This is a genomic window from Ancrocorticia sp. (assembly GCF_052089425.1).
Lineage (GTDB): Bacteria > Actinomycetota > Actinomycetes > Actinomycetales > Actinomycetaceae > Ancrocorticia.
In genome coordinates this window covers 75,356-96,156 of record NZ_JBQCZW010000003.1, presented here as the reverse complement: position 1 = coordinate 96,156, position 20,801 = coordinate 75,356, and the positions used below count along the sequence as shown (strand labels likewise).

Below are 20,801 nucleotides of genomic sequence, written 5' to 3'. Positions count from 1 at the left end.
GAAAGGAGCACGGGCATGGCGAATGGACCACGCTTTTCGCGCCAGCATGTGCTCCTGATTGACGAAGAGGTCCGGTGGGTCCGCCATCCACGTGATTTGGTCTCCGCAATCATCTCTGCCTTGGCCATCGGTTTCGTCATGTTTCTGGCCGTTTACGGCTCCGCCACCACGCTGGCCGTTACCCGGGATGTTCGCACGGCAACATCGGGAATCGTTGAATCCGTCCTGTTCGTGCCGGTCAACGTGCTTGAGGGCCTACTTAGCTTTGTTCTCCCCCTTGTTGTCATTGCCGATCTGGTGTGGCACAGGCGCTGGCGCAGCTTGATCACAGCGATAGGCGCCCTCGTATCTGCAGTAGCGATCGCCTACGGAGTTCTCTGGCTCTTTCAGAGCTACTTTCCGCTCTCCCCCATCACTGGCCAGCTTCTCGATTCCCTTGATGAACAGGCCTACATCACGCTTCTACCGTATGTGTCAGTGATTTCGGCACTTCTGACGGTGGCGGGATCCGGCAAGAGCAGCAAAACCACAACGTGGGGTTGGCCCCTGCTTTACGTGGCACTCGTGATCTCCGTTCTGCAGGGTAACCAGACCCTGCCTGGAGCACTCATCACGATCTTGCTGGGAACGTTCTGCGGGCAGATGGCGCGCTACATCTCCGGTGATACCCCAGACCGTAGTACGGGAATCGCGCTTGTTAACTTGGCGCGGCGCGCTGGCATAGACGCCACACAGATCGTTCGGATTGATGACATTCCCGATCAATACGATCTGAAAGTATGGCGTGCCGATGGACGTGGCCCTCTGGGCTATGTGGATAGGTATGGCCTTTCTCAATTGCGCTCGATCGTGGACAAGGCCGGGGCGAACTTGCGCCAAGAGACCAGCACTGTCCCCGTGTCCGAAAGCTCCCCTGTGTCCGAAAGCTCCGCTCCCTCGGAGAACCTTCATGATGGACGCACGGCGTCAGGAAGCATCCCGACGGTTGATGAGTTGGAGAACTTGACGCCATCACCCCGATCCGCCACCCTCACGCTGGATCCATCGGCTAACGCGCTGGAGATCCGTGACGGCCTTCTGGCCGAGCATCACCCGCTTGCCAATTCATATGCCTCGCGCAACTACTTGGCAGTGTCCGAAGATGGAACGGCCTACCAGCTGGCTTTCTTGGATGCGGACCAACACATTGTTGGCGTTCTGACATCAATGTGGAACCGGATCGTGCTCACAACCTCCACGCGCCGCTCAGGACGCACATTAGAGGCTTCCGCCAACCAGTTGGCACTCCTAGAACTTGCGGCCACCGAAGCCGGTGTGTGCCCGAATCGCCATCTGCGCGTTGCCTCCTCAGATCAGTCCTTTATCGCGTCCTTTGAGTTGGCGGACGGCAAGCCGCTATCCGACGTTCCTAGCGATGAGGTTCCCGATGAGGCCCTCGATTCTTTGTGGGTACTCCTTCAGGAGGCCCACAGCCGGGGAGTTTCCCATGGCGATATCCATGCTGGAACGGTGGGCTTGAGCGGCAACGCGCTCCACCTTGTTCACTGGCAAAGCGGATCAATCGCCGCAAACGAAGTGGCGCGCCGGGTGGACATGGCACAGGCGCTGGCCATGATGGCCGTCCAGGTGGGCTCCGAACGCACACTGGCATCCGCACGCAGGTGCCTACCATTGGATCAGCTGGTGACGATCGCACCGATCCTCCAGAAAGCGATTCTCCCTCAAGAAACTGGAGCGGCCCTGTCCAGCCGCAAGGAGCTGCAATCCTTGCGCGAATCACTCGTGGAAACCGTGCCAGAGGTAGGCGATGTGGAGCCCATGAAGCTCCAACGCTTCTCGCTGCGCACGATCCTGACAGTATCGATCGCCGTGGTAGCCCTGTATCTGCTATTCGGCACCATCAACTTCCAAGAGCTACAGGAAACAATCGCGAAGGCCGTGCCCGGTTGGATGATCTTCGCCTTCTTTATCGGCCTGTTCACCTATGTTGGCGCCGCTATCAGCCTCAAGGCCTACACGGCCGAAGATCTGCCACTAGCCGAAACCACAATCGTTCAGGTGGCCGCCTCCATCGTTGCTCTGGTGGCACCAGCCGGTATTGGCCCTGCCGCCTTCAACCTTCGCTACCTCCAAAAGCGCAAGGTTCCAGTTCCCATTGGCTTGGCTACCGTGACGCTGGTGCAGATTTCCCAGTTTGTGACAACCGTTCTTCTGCTCCTACTCCTCGGGCTTGCCACAGGAAACCTCTCCTCCTTCCAGGTCCCCACCGGAACCGTCGTGGTGGTGTTCGCTGCCGTTTCCCTCGTGGCGATCATCGCCTACTTCATCAAGCCACTTCGCCGCTGGATCATCGCCAAGATCAAACCAACAATTGATCAGATTTGGCCACGGCTCGTGTGGCTAGGCACTCATCCGTCCCGCATCGCCTACGGATTCATCGGCTCAGTCATTCAATCGGCCGCATTCGTTGCCGCATTCGGTGGCGCCTTGGCCGCATTCGGCTACTCCCTGCCGATCGTGACTCTGGCGATCACCTATCTTGTGTCCAACTCAGTGGGTGCGCTGGTTCCTTCCCCTGGCGGCATTGGCCCCGTTGAGGCAGCATTGACCGGCGGCCTCACACTTGCCGGCGTCCCGGGCTCCGTTGCCCTCTCCACGGCCATCCTGTTCCGCTTGGTGACGTTCTGGGTCAGGATTCCACTCGGATGGTTCGCTCTTCGCCACTGCCAAAAGAAAAACGTCGTGTGAAAAATCCCGGATGGATCATCGCCGGCATTGCCGCGGCACTGTACTGCTCGTTCTCCGTTTTCCAGTGGAACGGCTTCGTCTCCCCCTCCTGGGATCTTGGCATCTTCACCCAACTAGCGAACCAGTACGCGCATCTGGACGCCCCGATCGTGGACATCAAAGGGCCGGGCTACAACCTGTTAGGCGATCACTTTCACCCCATTCTGGTTCTCTTGGGCCCCGTCTTTCGGTTCTTCCCCTCCGGGCTCACCCTCCTGATCGTCCAGAACCTGCTGTTCGCATGGTCCGCCGTGCCCATCACACGGCTCGCCTGCCAGAAGCTGGGCACAGCTTGGGGGGCCACGCTTGGTACGTCCTACGTACTCAGCTGGGGGCTTCTAGAGGCAATCGGCTCTCAGTTCCACGAAATAGCGTTTGCCGTTCCCCTTCTTGCCTTCGGATTGGTCCACTGGATCGAGGGCAAGAAGCGGGCATACGTGGAGATCGGCCTCCTCGTCTTCATTAAGGAAGATCTTGGCCTGACCGTAGCCGCCTTTGGCTGCATCATGTTGTGGGACGCGTGGGCCAAGGCCGGACCACAGCGCACCCTCAGCTCCCTCAAAGCATCCCTGACATCGCCAGCCGCCCGCCACGGAATCTACGTGGCGCTGTGGGGCACCTTCTGGTTCGCGGCCTCCATTCTCATTATCCTTCCACTCATCAATCCAGCTGGCCAATGGGACTACACCGATAGGCTTTCAGAAACTGAGGGAGCCTCAGCCGGACCACTGGGATTCATCCAGCACTTCTTCAGCCCCGCCCAGAAGTACGCAACGCTCGCCCTGCTCGTGGGCGCCGCCGGCATCATCGGCCTTCGCAGCCCGCTCATGTGGCTCATGATCCCCACGCTGTTGTGGCGCTTCGCGGGCAACGTCCCGTACTACTGGGGATGGGAGTGGCACTACTCCGCGATCCTCATGCCCATTGCCGTCATCAGCCTCATTCACGCCGCGCCATCACGAAGCCCATCGCCACGCCCAGCGCCAGCGCCACCCCCAGAGCCACCGAACGATGCCACGGAGGGGGCCGCCCCGCCGTCGTCGTCCCTCACAACTCACTTCAGCCCACGACATCTTGCTGCCCTCGGGATCTCGTTCTCTCTGCTGACCAACCTGGCCATGGCATGGACCGGGCCCGTGGGAGCGTTCGCGCGTGGCACCTACTACCAGTTCGATCAATCGGCCGGTGAAGGCGCCGTGGATGCGGTGGGCACGGGCCGAAGTGTTGTCACTGATATCCGCATGCTCTCCTACGTAGTGCCCGGAAATACCGTGTACTGGGAGGGAACGGTTGGAGCCGCACAGGTGGATACGGCAGTGATCAGCCCCGGGCACAAAGCTCATTCGGCCCGAGGCGGACCCGGGCAATGGGCGGCTGACACATTCGGCGGAACCTGGCGCACAACCTACGAAGAAGGCGGATTCGCCGTGATGGAGCGCGTGGCGTAGCCGGAAACTCGCGAATTCACTCCTACCGAACACGGCGAATTCTCGCACGAATTATCGATGGGAATTTGACACGACACATTTCGGCACTACCGTCTAAAATTACCGCCATACAGCGGATTTTTGATGGTTTTCGCTCTCCCTCGTTGCAGAATACTCGGGTGAAAATGCCTCATTTCGAAATGAGTTCAGGTGCACAGAACACCGAAAATTCCTTGCAGCACCCCGCAAACGTTGCTAAGTTCAATGAATGGCGTTTTGCGCCAACACGTTTGGCCCGCGTCCGCCGGTCCCATCTTTTGGCTTGAGGGAGCCAAAAGGGATCACAGCCGGTGGCCGTATGGTTCGGTGTGATGCTTGAGCGGCCCCGATGGCTGTTCGCAGGAGGACGATGTCCTACACGCTGTACCCGGGCTCCGATTAGGTTCAGCCTTGTACATGCAAGGAGTACATGTGAGCAATGTTCGATCCGATACCCCAAGCGGTGACACCACCGCGGTTGAGGTATCCCATCTATATAAGGTCTTCGGTCGCAGAACCGACGATGTCCTCAAGGGCCTCGATGACGGCAAGGACAGGTCAGAGCTTCAAAACCTCGGAACTGCTGCGGTTATCGATGCTGGTTTCGAGGTCAAGCGCGGCGAGATTTTCGTTGTGATGGGCCTGTCCGGTTCCGGAAAATCCACGCTGATCCGTTGCCTGAACGGGCTTAACCCCATCACGCGGGGTTCCGTGAAGATCTACGGCACCGAGGTTAACGGGCTGGATGGCGATGATCTACGCGAACTGCGCCGCGCCAGAATGTCCATGGTGTTCCAGCACTTTGCGCTGCTGCCACACCGGACCGTGCTAGAGAACGTGGCCTACGGCTTGGAGATCAGCAAGGTCCCCGAAGCCGAACGCAAGGAGACCGCACGCAAGTGGCTGGACCGCGTTGGACTCACGGAATGGGCAGATTCGATGCCCGATGAGCTCTCTGGCGGTATGCAGCAGCGCGTTGGCTTGGCCCGCGCCTTTGCCGCGGATAACGAAATCCTCCTGATGGACGAGGCGTTCTCCGCACTTGATCCGCTCATTCGCCACGAGATGCAGGAGCTCCTCGTGGAGCTTCAGGAAGAGTTGGGCAAGACCATCATCTTCATCACGCACGATCTCAACGAAGCGATGTTCGTTGGCGATCGAATTGCCGTGATGCGCGCCGGGCACATCGTTCAGGTTGGCACACCCAACGATATTCTGACCGATCCGGCCAACGATTACGTGGCGAAGTTCGTTCAGGACGTTGATCGCGCCAAGGTGTTGACCGCTGCCGACGTGATGGAGGGGCCGCGAGCCGTTGTTCGCGATACCTCCGGCTCCCGTGGCGCTCTGCGCGTGATGCGCGATCTCCAAACACCCACGGTGTTTGTTATTTCCCATGGACGCAAGGTCGTGGGCTACGTTCAAGATACCGATGTGCTGCGCGCCGTTCGCGCCGGCAACACGGACATCTCCAGCATTCTCCAGCCCCTGCCCGCCAAGGTCACGGCTGATCAGTATCTGTCCGAACTGTTCGAACTCACCATCCACACCCGCCTTCCGATTGCCGTTGTGGGCAATAATGATCGCCTACTTGGTGTTGTCCCCCGCATCGCGCTGTTGGCGGCTCTCGCCGATACCGATGCAGAAGCGGATCTGACGATCTCACCGCAACGCATGGTTCCTGTTGAAGTGTTGGATGCCACGTTGAACGACACGTCCGGCGAGGAGGCCCACTCATGAGCGATTTCCGTATTCCCCTAGGTAGCTGGATCAGTGACGGCGTTGACTGGCTGATCGATTCCGCCGGCTGGCTCTTCGATTTCCTCCGTTCCCTCATGGCCGCCATGTACGACGGCTTGGAGAACGTGCTGGTTTCGCCGCCGTTCTGGGTGATCATTGCCATTGTTGCCGTCTTGGCCTACTTCTCCAAGGGATGGAAGCTGACGATCGTCTCCGCCATCGGCCTCCTAGTTATCGTGGGCCTGAACCAGTGGGAGAACGCGATGTCCACGCTGGCACTCGTTCTCCTCTCTAGCGCGATCGCCCTGATCATCGCGATCCCCGTAGGAATCTGGGCAGCTAAGTCCAAGAGGGCATCCGCTGTGATCCGCCCGATCCTAGACTTCCTCCAGACCATGCCAGCCATGGTGTACCTGATCCCATCGCTCATGCTGTTCCGCATCGGCGTTGTTCCAGGAATGGTGGCCACGGTCATCTTCTCCTTGGCACCCGGTGTGCGCCTGACTGAGCTCGGTATCCGCAACGTGGATAAGGAAGTTGTGGAAGCCGGATACGCCTTCGGCGCCAAGCCGGGCCGCGTTCTGCGTCAGATTCAGCTACCGCTCGCGATGCCCAACATCATGGCCGGAGTCAATCAGGTCATCATGCTCTCCCTCTCGATGGTGGTTATCGCCGGAATGGTTGGCGCTGGCGGCCTCGGTTCGGACGTTGTGACCAGCCTGAACCGCGTGGACGTGGGCCTCGGCTTCGAGGCCGGCACCGCCGTGGTGATCATCGCGATGATTCTGGACCGCGTGACCAGCGGATTTGGTAACCGTGAGCACAAGAAGGCCAAGGACGCCAAGAACAAGGCGAATGCCTGATCACCACTGAATGCCTAATCACCAGCAGGGCAACCCCATAATCTAGCAATCGACCCAACGAAGAAGAGGAAACACCATGAAGAAGCGAATTGGTACCGGCGCCCTTGCGATCGGTGCGGCTGCTGCTCTGGTCCTAGCCGGATGTAGTGGCGATAGCGATAGCGAAGGCTCGAACGGCTCTGGCGAGGAAAGCAAAGAGATCACCATCGGCCTGTTCAACTGGGACGAGGCCATTGCGGTCTCTAACCTGTGGAAGTACGTGCTGGAGCAAGAGGGTTACACCGTTAACCTCGAGACGGCCGATCCCGGCCCCGTGTTCCAGGCACTCGCCGGCGGCGATTACGATGCAGTGCTGGACGTGTGGCTGCCCCTGACGCACCAGAGCTACATTGACCAGTACGGCGATGATATCGAAGAGCTCGGCGCATGGAACGAGGATGCGCAGCTCACCATCGCGGTGAACGCGGACGCCCCGATCGATTCCCTGACCGAGCTTGCGGACAACGCTGATGTGTTCAACAACCAGCTCATCGGCATTGAGCCAGGAGCGGGCCACACCGAGGTGACGGAGGACGAAGTTATCCCCACCTACGGTCTGGAGAACATGGAGTTCATTACCTCCTCTACCCCAGCCATGCTTGCCGAACTGAACACTGCCATGAACAACGGTGAGAACATTGCCGTGGCCATGTGGCACCCGCACTGGGCATACGATGCCTATGACATCAAGGATCTTGAGGATCCCGAGGGCTCCCTTGGCGAGGCAGAGACCCTGTACTCCTACGGTTCTGCCACCTTCAGCGAGGATCACCCCGAGGTAGCCGAGTGGATCTCCAACTGGACCATGGATTCCGATACTCTTCATGAGCTTGAGAACCTGATGCTCAATGAGAACGACGATCCGTCCAACTACGCCGAGATCATCGAGCAGTGGGCGAACGATAACCCCGAGTACATCGAATCGATGACCGGTGGCGGCTCCGCTGATGAAAGCGATGCCACCGAAGCACCAACCGATGAGGCCACGGAGTAAGTACGCCGTAGCTGAATTGCTGGCAGCCCCGGGGGAGCAATCCTCCGGGGCTGCTTTAGTTTCCCCCACAGTTGGAGTTGGACCGGTTATGGCGCCCGTGGACACGGTATGCCGCGTCCAGAGAGCACATACGTTGTCCATGGGTGGGTTGGAACGCCGTCGTCGTCGGAAAATAACGACGACGACGGTTCCCCACGTACTCCCAAACTTCCGTCCTGTGATTACAGGCTGCGCAAAAGAATGTGACGTGGGACAATCATATGCATGAACGAACGCGCTGGACTTCTTGCAAAAGCCGAGGACCTCATCGACGTAGATGAGCTTCTCTCCGCCTACTATTCGATCGAACCCGATCCGAATGATCCGCTCCAGGCGGTTGTGTTCGGAACCTCTGGGCATCGCGGCTCCTCTCTGGACGGAGCTTTCAATGAGGCGCACATCGCCGCAACCACGCAGGCTATTGCGGAATATCGCGCCGATCAGGGCTACGATGGGCCCATTTACATCGGCCGCGATACGCACGGGCTATCCGAACCTGCCGAGAAGACGGCGATCGAGGTGCTGGTGGCTAACGGTGCGGACGTGCGCGTGGATTCGCGCGGCTCGTACACGCCTACTCCGGCCGTATCGCTGGCAATTCTGGTGGCTAACGGCGTGGGTTCGCCCGACGGCTTGCGGCAGGACGGTCCGGGGCTGGCCGACGGAATCGTCATCACCCCGTCCCATAACCCGCCACGTGACGGCGGATTCAAGTACAACCCACCAACGGGTGGTCCAGCTGATACGGATGCCACCTCGGTGATCGCTGCGCGTGCGAACGAGCTCCTGGCAAGCGGGTGGAAGGCCATCAAGCGTGTGCCATACGATCAGGCCAAGGAACAGGTGGCGGGCTTCGATTTCCGCGAACTGTATGTGAGTGAACTCGACTCCATGATTGACTTTGAGGCGATCCGGAAGGCCGGCGTGCGCATCGGAGCTGATCCCCTCGGCGGGGCCTCCGTGGAGTACTGGGGCGAGATCGCTTCGCGCTACGGCATTGACCTCACCGTTGTGAATCCTGACGTGGATCCGCGCTGGCCGTTCATGACCTTGGACTGGGATGGCAAGATCCGCATGGATTGCTCCTCCCCCTATGCCATGGCCTCCCTGCGCGAGCGCATGGTTCCCGATGCCAGCGGCAACACGCCCTACGATATCGCCACCGGTAACGATGCGGATTCGGATCGTCACGGCATTGTGACCCCAGATGGCGGGCTCATGAACCCCAACCACTATCTGGCTGTGGCGATCGAGTACCTCTTCACGCACCGGCCCGGTTGGGGCGCGGAAGCTGGCGTGGGCAAAACGCTTGTTTCGTCCTCACTCATCAACCGAGTGGTTGGCGGCATCGGGCGCGAGGTTGTGGAAGTTCCCGTTGGATTCAAGTGGTTCGTGCCAGGACTGCTCACCGGAGAGATCGGGTTTGGTGGCGAAGAATCGGCTGGCGGCTCCTTCCTCCGCAAGGATGGGACGGTGTGGACCACCGATAAGGATGGGCTCATCATGGATCTGTTGGCCGCGGAGATCATTGCCGTGACCGGGAAGTCCCCATCCGGGCTGCATGACGAGCAGGTGGAGCGCTACGGCGATTCTGCATATGCTCGCATCGATGCCGCGGCCTCGAAGGCAGAGAAGGCCAAGCTGGGAGCCTTGAGCCCCGAGGATGTGACCGCCACGGATCTGGCTGGAGAGCCCATCACAGGTAAGCTCGTCCGTGCACCCGGCAACAACGCCAAGATTGGTGGCCTCAAGGTCACCACGGAAAACGCCTGGTTCGCTGCACGCCCCTCCGGAACGGAAGACGTGTATAAGATTTACGGGGAATCCTTTAAGGGTGCCGAACACCTCGCGAAGGTCCAAGAAGAAGCGAAGGCCGTTGTATCCAACGCTTTGAAGGGCTGAGCGAGCAATCTCGAAGGAACACATATATGTCACTGGGAACACCACCTGTGGGAATTGCTGATATCGGCGTCACCGGTATGGCCGTCATGGGCTCTAATTTGGCGCGCAACCTTGCCCGCAACGGGTACAAGGTTGCCATCCACAACCGAAGCACGGCGAAAACTGAACGCGTCATAGCCGAACACGGTAGTGAAGGCGAATTCTATCCATCCGAATCGTTGGAAGATTTCGTGGCCTCTCTATCGACGCCACGGGTTGCCATCATCATGGTCAAGGCTGGACCCGCCACCGATGCAGTGATCGATGAACTCGCCTCGCTCATGGAGGCTGGCGATATCATCGTTGATTGCGGAAACTCGAACTATCAGGACACTCGGCGGCGCGAGGCCGCCATCCGCGATCGCGGCCTGCACTACGTGGGCAGCGGCGTATCCGGCGGTGAAGAGGGCGCGCTCAAGGGCCCCTCGATCATGCCCGGTGGCACCACGGAATCCTACGATCGCCTCGGGCCTATGTTCGAGAAGATCTCCGCACACGTTGATGGCGTGCCGTGCTGTACCCATGTGGGGCCAGATGGGGCGGGCCACTTCGTCAAGATGGTGCATAACGGCATCGAATACGCCGATATGCAGCTGATTGCCGAGGCCTATGACCTCATGCGTCAGGGCCTTGGGCTGTCCGCTCCGGAGATTGGCAAGGTGTTCGAAACGTGGAACACCACGGAACTCGATTCCTACCTGATCGAGATCACCGCCGATGTTCTCCAGCACATGGATCCTGAAACGGATCAACCGTTCGTGGACATCGTGCTGGATCAGGCCTCGCAGAAGGGCACGGGCGCATGGACAGTGCAAACGGCGGCGGAGTTTGGCGTTCCCGTCACGGGAATCGCCGAGGCCACGTTTGCTCGCTCGCTTTCCGGTGGCGCTGCTGAGCGTGCGGCCGGGCAATCGGCGCTTGCTCCTCACACCGCAGGCATGCAGGTTGACGATGCCGATGGTTTCATCGAATCCATCCGCCAAGCCCTCTACGCCTCCAAGATGGTGGCCTATTCTCAGGGCTTTGAGCTCATCCGTGCAGCCTCCAAGGAGTACGAGTGGGACATCGATCTGGGTGCGATGGCACGGATCTGGCGCGGCGGATGCATCATCCGTGCGGCCTTCCTCAACCCGATCACGGACGCCTACGAGCGCAACGCAGATCTTCCGCTGCTGCTTGCGGATGATTACTTCTCCGCAGAGATCGCCAAGGCTGTCAACGATTGGCGCCTGATCGTTTCCTACGCGGCGCTCAACGGGATCCCGATCCCCGCGTTCGCTTCCTCGCTGTCCTACTACGACGGCGTGCGCGCCGAAAAGCTTCCGGCTAACCTCATTCAGGGCCAGCGGGACTTCTTCGGAGCCCACACCTATCACCGCACTGATCGCGACGGCACCTTCCACACATTGTGGAGCGGAGACCGCAGCGAGGAGCAGCAGGACTAGGGCTGGCTGGAACCGGAGCTGGAACTGTAGCTGTTAGCCGCCGGGGCTGGTGAGGCTGTGGGTGAGGCTAGCGTGACCGCGGCTGGTGCGTCCGTGGCTTGGGCTGGTGAGGCTGTGGCTACCGGAGCTCCGATCGGGCTCACGGTGTGGGTGTTACGTGTGCAAGCGTTAAGGGGGAATCGTGGCACTGGCTGATATCGCGCGCGCGCTGGATAACGGCATCAACCGGCGCGGAATCGTGCGCCGGCGCGCTCAGGGCTGGCTCCCGCGCATCTTCCCATTCACGGGCTACGGTTCCACCACGGAGCTGCGCGTGCTGGGGCGGGCCCTCATGGTCTCACCGGATGAGGACAGGCCATTCACGTTCCCGTTCCTGCCGCGCGGCACCCATAGTCCGTTGGCGGAGCGCCCGGTCTCCCAGCTCCTAGATGCCCACGGTCCCGCGATCGACGCCGTGGATGACATGGTGGAGATTGCTTCGGAGCGTGCACGTGAGTATGAGCGCGGCTGGCGGCAGTTTTTCACCACGCAGGTAGGCTATCTTCCCGTCACTGTGGAGATCGCGGGCCGCCGCATCGAATCGCGCACGGACAGCTCCGGCTACATCGATCTGCTCGTCCCCGATCACGGGCTAGCCCCTGGCTGGCACGAAGCAACCATCACGCCGCGAGCCGGAGAGCCGGCCACCGCTCCAATTCTTGTGATTGAGCCGGACGCGAAGCTCGGGCTCATATCCGATGTGGACGATACGATCGTCATCACATGGCTGCCGCGAATGGCTCTGGCGGCGTGGAACTCCTTCGTTCGGCGCACCAACACGCGCCAGCCGGTTCCCGGAATGGCGGCATTCTACGCCGAGCTGCTCAGAGAATATCCGGATAGCCCAGTGTTTTATCTATCCACCGGTGCCTGGAACACGCTGCCAGCCATGCAGGAGTTCATCACGGAGAACCATCTTCCTACCGGCCCTCTCCTGATGACCGATTGGGGCCCCACTCCCACCGGGCTTTTCCGCTCGGGACAGGAGCACAAGAAGACCCAGCTGCGGAACCTCATCATCATGTTTCCGCAGATTCGCTGGTTCCTCGTGGGAGACGATGGCCAGCACGATCCCTTCATTTACGGGGAGCTGGCACGCGAACACCCACGCCATGTTGCTGGTATCGCCCTGCGCCAGCTCAACCCCGTGGAGAAGGTCCTCTCACAGGGCGCACTCGTGGGGCTTGAGCCGCAGGACACCCCGGACATCTCCGTTCCCCTCATCACTGCAAAGGATGGCTTTGGCCTCCTAGCGAAGATCCGGGAGATGTTCTAGGAATCGGAGGGTGAGCCGTTTGATGGACCGTTCGGCGTCCCACCGGCAGCCGCGCCCGGCCCGCCCGGCGTTCCAGCAGACGTCGCCTCAAACCCCTCCTGTTGAGCGGGTCCGGCCTCTCGCCCAGCCTCATGCCCAGCATCTCGCCCTGCCCCGCGAACACGGCCGTGGCCACGGCCGCTCCCGTGCCCAATCACGCTGCCGAAGCGCCGCCGCCCATAGCCGGCACCTGCGGGGGCGTGCCGCACTTTGAGGAACCTGGGCTTCGCCTTGGCCCGATCGTGCATGCGCCGAATGGACTTGCGGAGCGAATAGTCATCGTTCACGGGAAGGCTCCAGCGGTACCGTCTGGCCGTGATGGCGATGGCTCCGGCCACGAGCGTGGAGGCTGCCGTTGCGATCGTGGGATAGCCCAGATACCACAGGATGATCGCTGGAGCGGAGGCGATCACCGAAGCTGTGGCATAGAGCGTATTTCCGCCGAAGATCGAGGGAATGCGTCCCACAGCAACGTCGCGGATCATGCCGCCGCCCACGGCTGTCACTGTCCCCATCAAGATGGCGGGCAGGATCCCGAAGCCACCCTCAAGCGTTTTCACTACGCCGGTGGCAGTCCACGCCCCAAGCACGAAGGCATCGGCCACCAAGAGAAAGCGGTTCCACCACTTGCCGGACAGAGTCAGGAAGAAGGCAAAGATGGCTCCGGTGAAGGCACCGGGAAGATAGTACGGGTTGGTGAGAGCTACGGGCGGCCCCATTTGAAGGAGCGTATCGCGGATCATTCCGCCGCCCAGCGCGGACATCACCGCGAGCGCCAGAAAGCCCACGATATCTAGCCGCATTTCGCGAGCGACCATTCCCCCGAGGGTACCGGCTACCACCACGCCGGCCAGATCGAAGATCTGAAAGACTGTCGGAAAAATGCTCGCCAAATCCACGGCTAAAAGTCTACGGGGGCCACCTTCACAGTCCCATCGGAATCGGTGTCATCTTGCCCACGCCCGAACGGGGCGGCTGCCTCCGCGCGATCCTTCAGCCCGTGGGCGGCACTGCCAGCGGCGTCCTTCGCCTTGTCTTTCGCAGAGCTGACGGGGTTAGAGTTCCAAATTTTCGATGCGAGTTTCGCGATCTGCTCGTAGCGTCCACGCCCGGCGCGCGCGCCCAGTACGTAGCCGATCGATCCACCAACGATAAGGGACTTAATATGCATGTTTTCTCCTTGGTATCGAAGTACCCTGCAAGCGTATCGGACTAGGCCCACCTCCCGTAGACTGTGACGTGAGTCAATTGCCTGAAGGGGGCAATCATGTCTGACACACTTTCGGCGCAGCAGCCCCACGCGATCAGCGACGAGCGCCTCAAAGAAACCACCGGCCGCACCCACAAACAGTGGTTCAAGGCGCTGGACCGAGCCGGCGCAGAAGACTGGGATCATGGGCGCATCGAGCGCTGGCTGGGCGGGAAGGGCGATGTCGATAGCTGGTGGGCCCAGAGCGTGACGCTCGAATACGAGAGCGCCCGCGGTAAGGATACGCCTCAGAGCGAACACGGCACGGTCGAGATGTCCGTGAGCAAGTCCGTCAAGCTCACGGCTTTGGAAATTTGGCCTTTTGTCGACGACGACGGCCTGCGCCGCTCCTGGCTAGACGTGGAATTCAAGGTGCGGGGTAGAACTCCCGGGAAAACACTGCGGTTGAGTGCATCCGATGGTTCTCGAGTTGTCATCGCCCTCTATGACCTGCCCGAAGGCAGTGATGGCTTGCCGCGCACGCGGGTATCGGTCACGCATTCGCGCCTGCGCGCGGAATCTGACGTCCCAGAGACGAAGGCCTACTGGAAGGTTGCTCTGGCAGAACTCGCCAAGCTGGCGCAGTCCCCTGCCGATGGGACATCTGAACAGCCGGGCTAGTCGCGCGAACATCACCCGCGCCCGCCAGCCAGGATGACCTATGCGGTGGCTCCCTGCGGGTTCAGGCGCACGATCACGCCGCGATGGTCAGATCCACCCAGATCAACGAAGGCCGCGCTGTCTCCTTCGTATCCACCTGTGGTCAGCACACGGTCAATGGGAGAGGCTAAGAGCGGAGGCAAGCCAACGGGCCACGTACCGACGGCGCCAGAACCGGCCTGCGCCACGGCGTCCTTGCACGATAGGCCGAGTGCCGCCTCGTGATCCTTGGTCGAATTGAAATCGCCGGAGATGATGGCGTTGGGTTCGCTTGAGCAGAGCGAATAGGCCTGCTCTGCTTCGCTTGCCCAAGCCTCCATGTGCTCACGGCCAGGAGACAGCGCGTGCACCGCGATGAGAGTGGGGCCCTCACCGCTCACCGGAACGGCCTTGAGCCCTTGCGGAGCGCTTTGTGCACCATTGGCTGGGCTAGCGAAGATCTGTTCCTGACTGTATTCCCCGAGGCTTGAAGATACGAGCATGACGGTTGAGGTGTAATCGGCTTCGTAATCCGATGTTCCCGAATCGAACTGCTGGAATTGGAGGCCACGAGATGCTAGTTCAGCAACGATCTCTTGGCCGGATTCTGTGGAGGTTTCGGGCAGTGTCACAACGCTCACACCGCTATCGGCAATGGTTTCGGCAAGATCGCTTGCCTCCACTTCACCACCCATGGTGTTGTACTGCATCACGGTGATGGAGGCCCCGGTGGACTCACCTTCCAAGGCTTCGTTGTCCGTAATACCGCGAGAGTACATCGTGCCAGCGTGCAGCCCAGCTACCAGCAACATTGCAATCGAAAAGGTGAGAGCGATTCGGCCGCGGCGCGCCACAAAGAACCTGAGAGCGCCGAAGATGAGGAACACTAGGCCAATGGCGGCAAGGCCCACGGCAATCCATCCTCGCATTGCCAACATTTGGGCAAAGGGGGTTTGGAGTGCATAATCGGCTACCAAGAGCTCGGGCTTGACGGTAACAACCGCACATGCCACCACAATGATGGAAAGCGCGCTCCAAACGAACCGCATGATGGGAACCTCCTACGTCGATGCTGCGTGTGGCATCGTACTCGCATCTCCTCAGTTCTGTGTGGGAGAATAGCGCAGTATGTCCGATCAGATTGCTCACTCACATGCTCCGCGAGGCAAGAATACGAAGCCCCGCAATTCGTCGCGCAATTTGTCTGATCACCAGAAACCGGCAGCAAATGGCCACAAGAAGGACAAGGGGACATCTCGCCATCCACAAAAGCCAGTGATCACGTATCCAGAACAGCTCCCTGTATCCGCTCGCCGCGAAGAAATTGCTTCAGCGATTCGCGATCATCAAGTTGTCATCGTTGCAGGAGAAACTGGATCAGGTAAAACCACCCAGCTACCCAAGATCTGTATGGACTTGGGACGGGGCGTCGAGGCCATGATTGGCCACACTCAACCCCGCAGAATCGCCGCACGATCAGTGGCTGAAAGAATCTGTCATGAACTGAGCGTCCCGCTGGGCGGCACCGTGGGATATCAGGTGCGTTTCACAGAAGAAGTTGGACCTGACACGATGGTCAAGCTCATGACGGACGGCATCCTTCTGGCTGAGATCCAATCGGATCCCGATCTTCTGCGTTACGACACTCTCATTATCGATGAGGCCCACGAACGCTCCCTGAACATCGATTTCATTCTTGGCTACTTGGCACGCCTTCTTCCGCGTAGGCCAGACCTCAAGGTAATCGTCACCTCCGCGACAATCGATACGGAGCGCTTTGCCGCGCATTTCGGCGAACACATCGCGGGCGGAAAGCCCGGCACCAGCGCACCTATCGTGGAGGTTTCCGGCCGCACCTACCCGGTGGAGATCCGGTACGAGCCGCTTGACGGGGATGATGACACCTCGGAGAGCGATGGCCGGGATGGGCCCACCCATTCGCGCAAGCCGAAAACTCCCGGCCGTTCCGGCGCCATCGATCAGGCAACGGGCATCGTGGATGCCTGCCAGGAGCTCATGGCCGCAGGCCCCGGCGATATCCTCGTGTTCCTCTCTGGCGAGGGCGAGATTCGCGATACCCAGCAGGCACTCGCCGATGAGCTGGGTAGGCGCTATGTGGAACCCGGGGCGCGATCCAGCGTGCCGCAAGCTGTGGAAGTTCTGCCTCTCTTTGCTCGGCTTTCCTCCGCTGAACAGCATCGCATCTTCGAATCCCATCCGCTTCGCCGGATTATCTTGGCTACGAACATTGCCGAGACATCGCTGACAGTCCCGGGGATCCGGTACGTGGTGGATCCCGGTACCGCACGAATTTCGCGGTATTCCAACAAGACGAAGGTTCAGCGCCTGCCCATCGAGGCGGTTTCGCAAGCCAGCGCGAATCAGCGCGCGGGCCGAAGTGGCCGTGTTGCTGATGGCATTTGTATCCGCCTGTATTCTCAGGAGGATTTCGAGCACCGCGAGGAGTTCACACAACCGGAGATTCAGCGCACCTCGCTCGCTTCGGTCATCCTTCAGATGATCTCGCTCGGGCTCGGAGATATCTCCAAGTTCCCGTTCATTGATCCTCCCGAAGAACGCGCCGTGCGCGCTGGCATGCAGTTATTGGAAGAAATCGGCGCCGTTGATACCCGCCACGGAACTCGGTTGACGAAGATCGGGCATCAGCTCTCCCGCCTGCCCCTAGACCCCCGGCTTGGCCGCATGCTCATCGAGGCTCAGCGCAACGGGTGCGCGTCCGAGGTTCTGATCCTCGTGGCTGCCCTTTCGGTTCAAGATGTTCGCGAGCGCCCCACGGAGAAGCGCGCGCAGGCCGATCAGCTCCATGCGCGCTTTACGGCCAGCTCATCGGACTTTCTTGCCTACCTCACACTGTGGCGGTACTTGCACACTCAGCAGCGCGAACTCTCGGGTTCGCAGTTTAGGCGTACGTGCCGCGCCGAGTACCTCAACTATCTGCGCTACCGCGAGTGGAGTGACGTTGTGAGCCAGCTCCAGCAGATGGCCCGGCCACTCGGACTAGACATTCATCGGCTCGAACTTCCCTCCCATGCTCAGATTCGTGACGCCGGGGCCGGGCAGGCGGGTTCTGCCGCCGTTGCCACGGCGTGCCGGGAGCTTGGGCGAGGATCGGATACCCCTGAAGCCGGTTCCATTCATCGCTCCATGCTGGTGGGGCTTCTGTCCAACCTGGGCAACTGGAGCGAGCGCACGAAGGACTATTCGGGTGCACGCGGAACTCACTTCGTCATCTGGCCAGGCTCCGGATTGCACCGGCGTACACCCGATTGGGTGATGGCCGCGGAACTGGTGGAAACCTCCCGGCTCTTCGCTCGCACCGTGGCATCCGTTGAACCACACTGGATCGAACCTCTGGCCAAGCACCTGACGCGCAAGAGTTATTCTGAGCCGTACTGGAGCAGCCGCAAGGGTGCCGCCATGTGCAAGGAAAAGGTCACGCTTTACGGCATGACTCTGGTGGCCGATCGCAACATCCTGCTCTCTTCCGTTGGCACGGAATCCTCCAAAGAACTCGCACGCGAAATGTTCATCCGCCACGCGCTTGTGGAGGGCGAATGGCGCTCCCACCACAAGTTCCTCTCCCGGAACAAGGAAGCGTTGGAGGATGCTCTTCGAACCGAGGAAAAGCTTCGCAAGCGCGGCGTGGTTGCGGACGATCAGGCGATATTCGATTTCTACTCGGAGCGCATTCCGCAGAATGTTGTATCCGCTCGTCATTTCGATTCCTGGTGGAAGAAGGAGAAGGATAAAAGCCTCCTCAATTTCACGCCTGAACTACTGCTCGGGAGCGCTGGTGCCTCCTCGGCAGAGTACCCGAGCGAATGGACCCAAGGTGATCTCACGTTTTCCTTGGAATACACATTCAATCCGGGCCAGTACGGGGACGGAGTCACCGTTACCATCCCCGTCACCCTTCTTCCCCAAGTGGAGGACGTGGGCTTTGACTGGTTGGTACCGGGCATGCGCGAGGATCTCGTGATTGGAACCATTCGCGCCCTCCCGAAGCAGGTGCGGCGCAAGTTGGTTCCTGCCCCCGACGTAGCACAGGCGATCCTGCCGCTCCTTGATCCATCCAGTGGCCAGAATTTTCACGATGCCTTCGGCGATGCCGTGTTCCAACTCCGCGGATTCTGGATCACGGACGATGACTGGCGGCACACCGAGCTGCCTGACTACCTCCAGATGCATTTTAGGATTCGTAGCGAACGCGGTGCGGTGCTCGAAGAGGGCACCAACCTGTCCGCCCTTCACAATTCTCTGGCTCCACGGGCCAAATCCGCGGTTGAAGGTGTAGTGAAGGGAGCGGTTGCTCAAGCTCTGGATGAAGCGCGGGCAGGACTCTCGCAATCTCTTCAGCCAAGCGATTCCGCGTGGAAAGCCCAGTCGGAAAAGGCAGGGCTAACATCTCATAACCGTTCAGCCTCTGCTAACTCCGGTTCGGCCACGCAGTCCAAGCCAGCGCCCAAGTCCGGCGCGCCAGCCCAGTCTGATGGCGCGCGCGGGCAAGGGAGCAAACGGGAGAGCACTCTTGAAGATGAGCCCCTCACCACATGGCCTCAGAATCTTCCCCTTTCAGTGGAAACTCCCGGCCTCCACGGCATGATCGTGCGCGGCTATCCGGCACTGATTCGCCGCAAGAGTGGCGTATACGTGGATGTTCTGTCCGAGCCCGCCCAGCAGGTGCGCGAACACCGTTTAGGAGTAATTCAGCTCCTCAAGCAAACGCTCCAGCTTCCCGAAGCTCGCATCACATCACGATGGAACTCCCTGCAGGCGCTCGGGCTGGCCGGATCACCGTATCCGTCCACCAGCGCTCTGGTGGACGATCTTCAGCTCACCGTAGCTCGCAACCTCGCGGATCATTGGGCCAAGAAGCAGGGAGTGTCCCTCGGGGAACTGCGGGAACAGGCACTCTGGGACGATCTGTGCGCGACGGCTCGCAATCGCTTCGAGGATGATGTTCACGAATTGGCCACGCTTGCGGCTCGAATCTGCACCTCATGGGCCTCGGTGGAGCAATCGCTCAAGGCCAATACCTCAATTACTCTGCTCGCGACGGTGTCCGATCTACACGATCAGCTCAATGCGCTCATGCCCTCCGGCTTCCTCTTCAGTACTCCGGAGGAACAATTGCCCCACCTCATCCGCTACCTGAACGCCGCGGCAATCCGCTTGGAGAAGGCGAGCCAAAATCCGGCTGCAGATGATTCGCTCGCTTGGCAGGTTTCCGATGTATCCTCTCACATCGATGCTAAACGCGAAGAGCTTGCGGGCCAACCCTATGATCTACGGGCAATGCGGACGCTTGAACAAGCCCGCTGGATGTTGGAGGAGTTTCGGGTGTCCCTGTTCGCTCAGCAACTAGGTACACAGGGCAAAGTGAGCACCAAGCGAATCACCAAACTCTTGGCATCTATCTGACGGATTCACAGGCAGACAGCCAACGCTAACCTCCGAAACCACCACCGACGCTCAATGGATAATCTCAAATCTATCCTCGAATAGTAAATTCGAATGCTGCCGTAAAACGGTTGTTTCTCATTTTACATTCCGTTAGCATTGAAATTGTCATTTCACTCTATCAAAGCTGACTGAAGAAAGATGGCAGTGCAATGAAACTCAAGAATAAACTCACTAGTACCGTTGCATGTACAGCGATCGTACTTGCCAGTGCGGGAGCAGCTGTTGGAAATGAGGACAGTACTGTAGATCCCCCTGCCGACCTGATGGAACTTGTCCTTGTACAAGAATCTTTACCGACTAACAGTTTCCCTCTAGCCACGTATCAGGAACGTGACTCTACTCAAGCAGAAGAGGAGAAAGCAGGGTTTCCAGGTGGAAAACCTCCAACAATAGTCAACCTTCCAATGGTGTCTCCAAAGACCGGGTGCGCAAGAGCAGATGCTGGCAACTTCACTTGGAGTGTGGCTTGGCAAAGTCTGGTCTGCATCCCTTTGGGATTCTGGACATTTGGAATCGGATTCGCATGCGGCCTTGTCGGGAATGCCGCCTCAACATACCTTCCTTGGGATAACATCTGCTGAGGCCAGTATGCACAAATTTCTAAGGTTATTTATCTGGTTCGGGATCTTAGTGGCAACAATTTCTCTTGTGAATTGGCTTTTCACTGACAAGTCATGGATACAAGGTATGGCAGATGGCTTAATTGGACTCGTCTGTGCAACCATCATGGGAGCCGTGCTCATCTGGTGGGTCCCGCGAAC

The 20,801-nt window shown here is 59.6% G+C and carries 13 protein-coding genes; 10 read left to right on the top strand and 3 right to left on the bottom strand.

Translation table 11 applies throughout. The annotated features are described in order from the left end of the window. Positions 1-15: 15 nt before the first annotated feature. The 8 genes from ACTHV6_RS02180 (at position 16) to ACTHV6_RS02145 (ending at position 12,629) form a co-directional block, all read left to right on the top strand. Positions 16-2,748: a flippase-like domain-containing protein gene (locus ACTHV6_RS02180; RefSeq protein WP_441385619.1), complete on the top strand. Its 2,733-nt coding sequence runs from the start codon at positions 16-18 to the stop codon at positions 2,746-2,748. After that, on the top strand, positions 2,745-4,235 hold the full coding sequence (locus tag ACTHV6_RS02175) for a DUF2079 domain-containing protein (RefSeq protein ID WP_441385618.1): 1,491 nt from the start codon (positions 2,745-2,747) through the stop codon (positions 4,233-4,235). Before ACTHV6_RS02180 ends, ACTHV6_RS02175 begins: the two co-directional genes overlap by 4 nt. A gap of 450 nt (positions 4,236-4,685) precedes the next feature. After that, positions 4,686-5,993, top strand: a complete 1,308-nt coding sequence (locus ACTHV6_RS02170) for a quaternary amine ABC transporter ATP-binding protein (protein WP_441385617.1) — start codon at positions 4,686-4,688, stop codon at positions 5,991-5,993. Continuing rightward, positions 5,990-6,856, top strand: a complete 867-nt coding sequence (locus ACTHV6_RS02165) for an ABC transporter permease (RefSeq protein WP_441385616.1) — start codon at positions 5,990-5,992, stop codon at positions 6,854-6,856. The genes ACTHV6_RS02170 and ACTHV6_RS02165 overlap by 4 nt, the downstream gene beginning before the upstream one ends. A gap of 76 nt (positions 6,857-6,932) precedes the next feature. Continuing rightward, positions 6,933-7,889, top strand: coding sequence for a glycine betaine ABC transporter substrate-binding protein (locus ACTHV6_RS02160; protein ID WP_441385615.1), 957 nt, complete (start codon positions 6,933-6,935; stop codon positions 7,887-7,889). 264 nt (positions 7,890-8,153) lie between these two features. Further along, positions 8,154-9,830 (top strand): phosphoglucomutase (alpha-D-glucose-1,6-bisphosphate-dependent), encoded by a 1,677-nt coding sequence (gene pgm, locus ACTHV6_RS02155; RefSeq protein ID WP_441385614.1) that lies wholly within the window; start codon positions 8,154-8,156, stop codon positions 9,828-9,830. Between the two features lie 26 nt (positions 9,831-9,856). Then, the gene (gene gndA, locus ACTHV6_RS02150; protein WP_441385613.1) at positions 9,857-11,314 is read left to right on the top strand and encodes an NADP-dependent phosphogluconate dehydrogenase; all 1,458 of its coding nucleotides are present in this window, start codon (positions 9,857-9,859) and stop codon (positions 11,312-11,314) included. A 181-nt stretch (positions 11,315-11,495) separates the two neighbouring features. Next, positions 11,496-12,629: an App1 family protein gene (locus tag ACTHV6_RS02145; protein WP_441385612.1), complete on the top strand. Its 1,134-nt coding sequence runs from the start codon at positions 11,496-11,498 to the stop codon at positions 12,627-12,629. On the opposite strand, the gene ACTHV6_RS02140 is transcribed toward ACTHV6_RS02145, so the two are convergent. Together ACTHV6_RS02140 and ACTHV6_RS02135 are read right to left on the bottom strand one after the other, a co-directional pair. After that, entirely contained in the window at positions 12,626-13,567 is a 942-nt protein-coding gene (locus ACTHV6_RS02140) for a trimeric intracellular cation channel family protein (RefSeq protein ID WP_441385611.1), read from the bottom strand. The two genes, ACTHV6_RS02145 and ACTHV6_RS02140, sit on opposite strands and share 4 nt — an antisense overlap. A 2-nt stretch (positions 13,568-13,569) precedes the next feature. Continuing rightward, positions 13,570-13,839, bottom strand: coding sequence for a hypothetical protein (locus ACTHV6_RS02135; protein WP_441385610.1), 270 nt, complete (start codon positions 13,837-13,839; stop codon positions 13,570-13,572). 96 nt (positions 13,840-13,935) lie between these two features. Between ACTHV6_RS02135 and ACTHV6_RS02130 the strand changes: the two genes are divergently transcribed. Further along, positions 13,936-14,538 (top strand): hypothetical protein, encoded by a 603-nt coding sequence (locus tag ACTHV6_RS02130; protein WP_441385609.1) that lies wholly within the window; start codon positions 13,936-13,938, stop codon positions 14,536-14,538. A gap of 38 nt (positions 14,539-14,576) precedes the next feature. Here ACTHV6_RS02130 and ACTHV6_RS02125 read toward each other — a convergent pair whose 3' ends face one another. Beyond that, positions 14,577-15,605, bottom strand: a complete 1,029-nt coding sequence (locus ACTHV6_RS02125; protein WP_441385608.1) for an endonuclease/exonuclease/phosphatase family protein — start codon at positions 15,603-15,605, stop codon at positions 14,577-14,579. Between the two features lie 79 nt (positions 15,606-15,684). Here ACTHV6_RS02125 and hrpA point away from each other — a divergent pair, with 79 nt between their 5' ends. Beyond that, positions 15,685-19,998: an ATP-dependent RNA helicase HrpA gene (hrpA, locus tag ACTHV6_RS02120; protein WP_441385607.1), complete on the top strand. Its 4,314-nt coding sequence runs from the start codon at positions 15,685-15,687 to the stop codon at positions 19,996-19,998. Positions 19,999-20,801 lie beyond the last annotated feature (803 nt).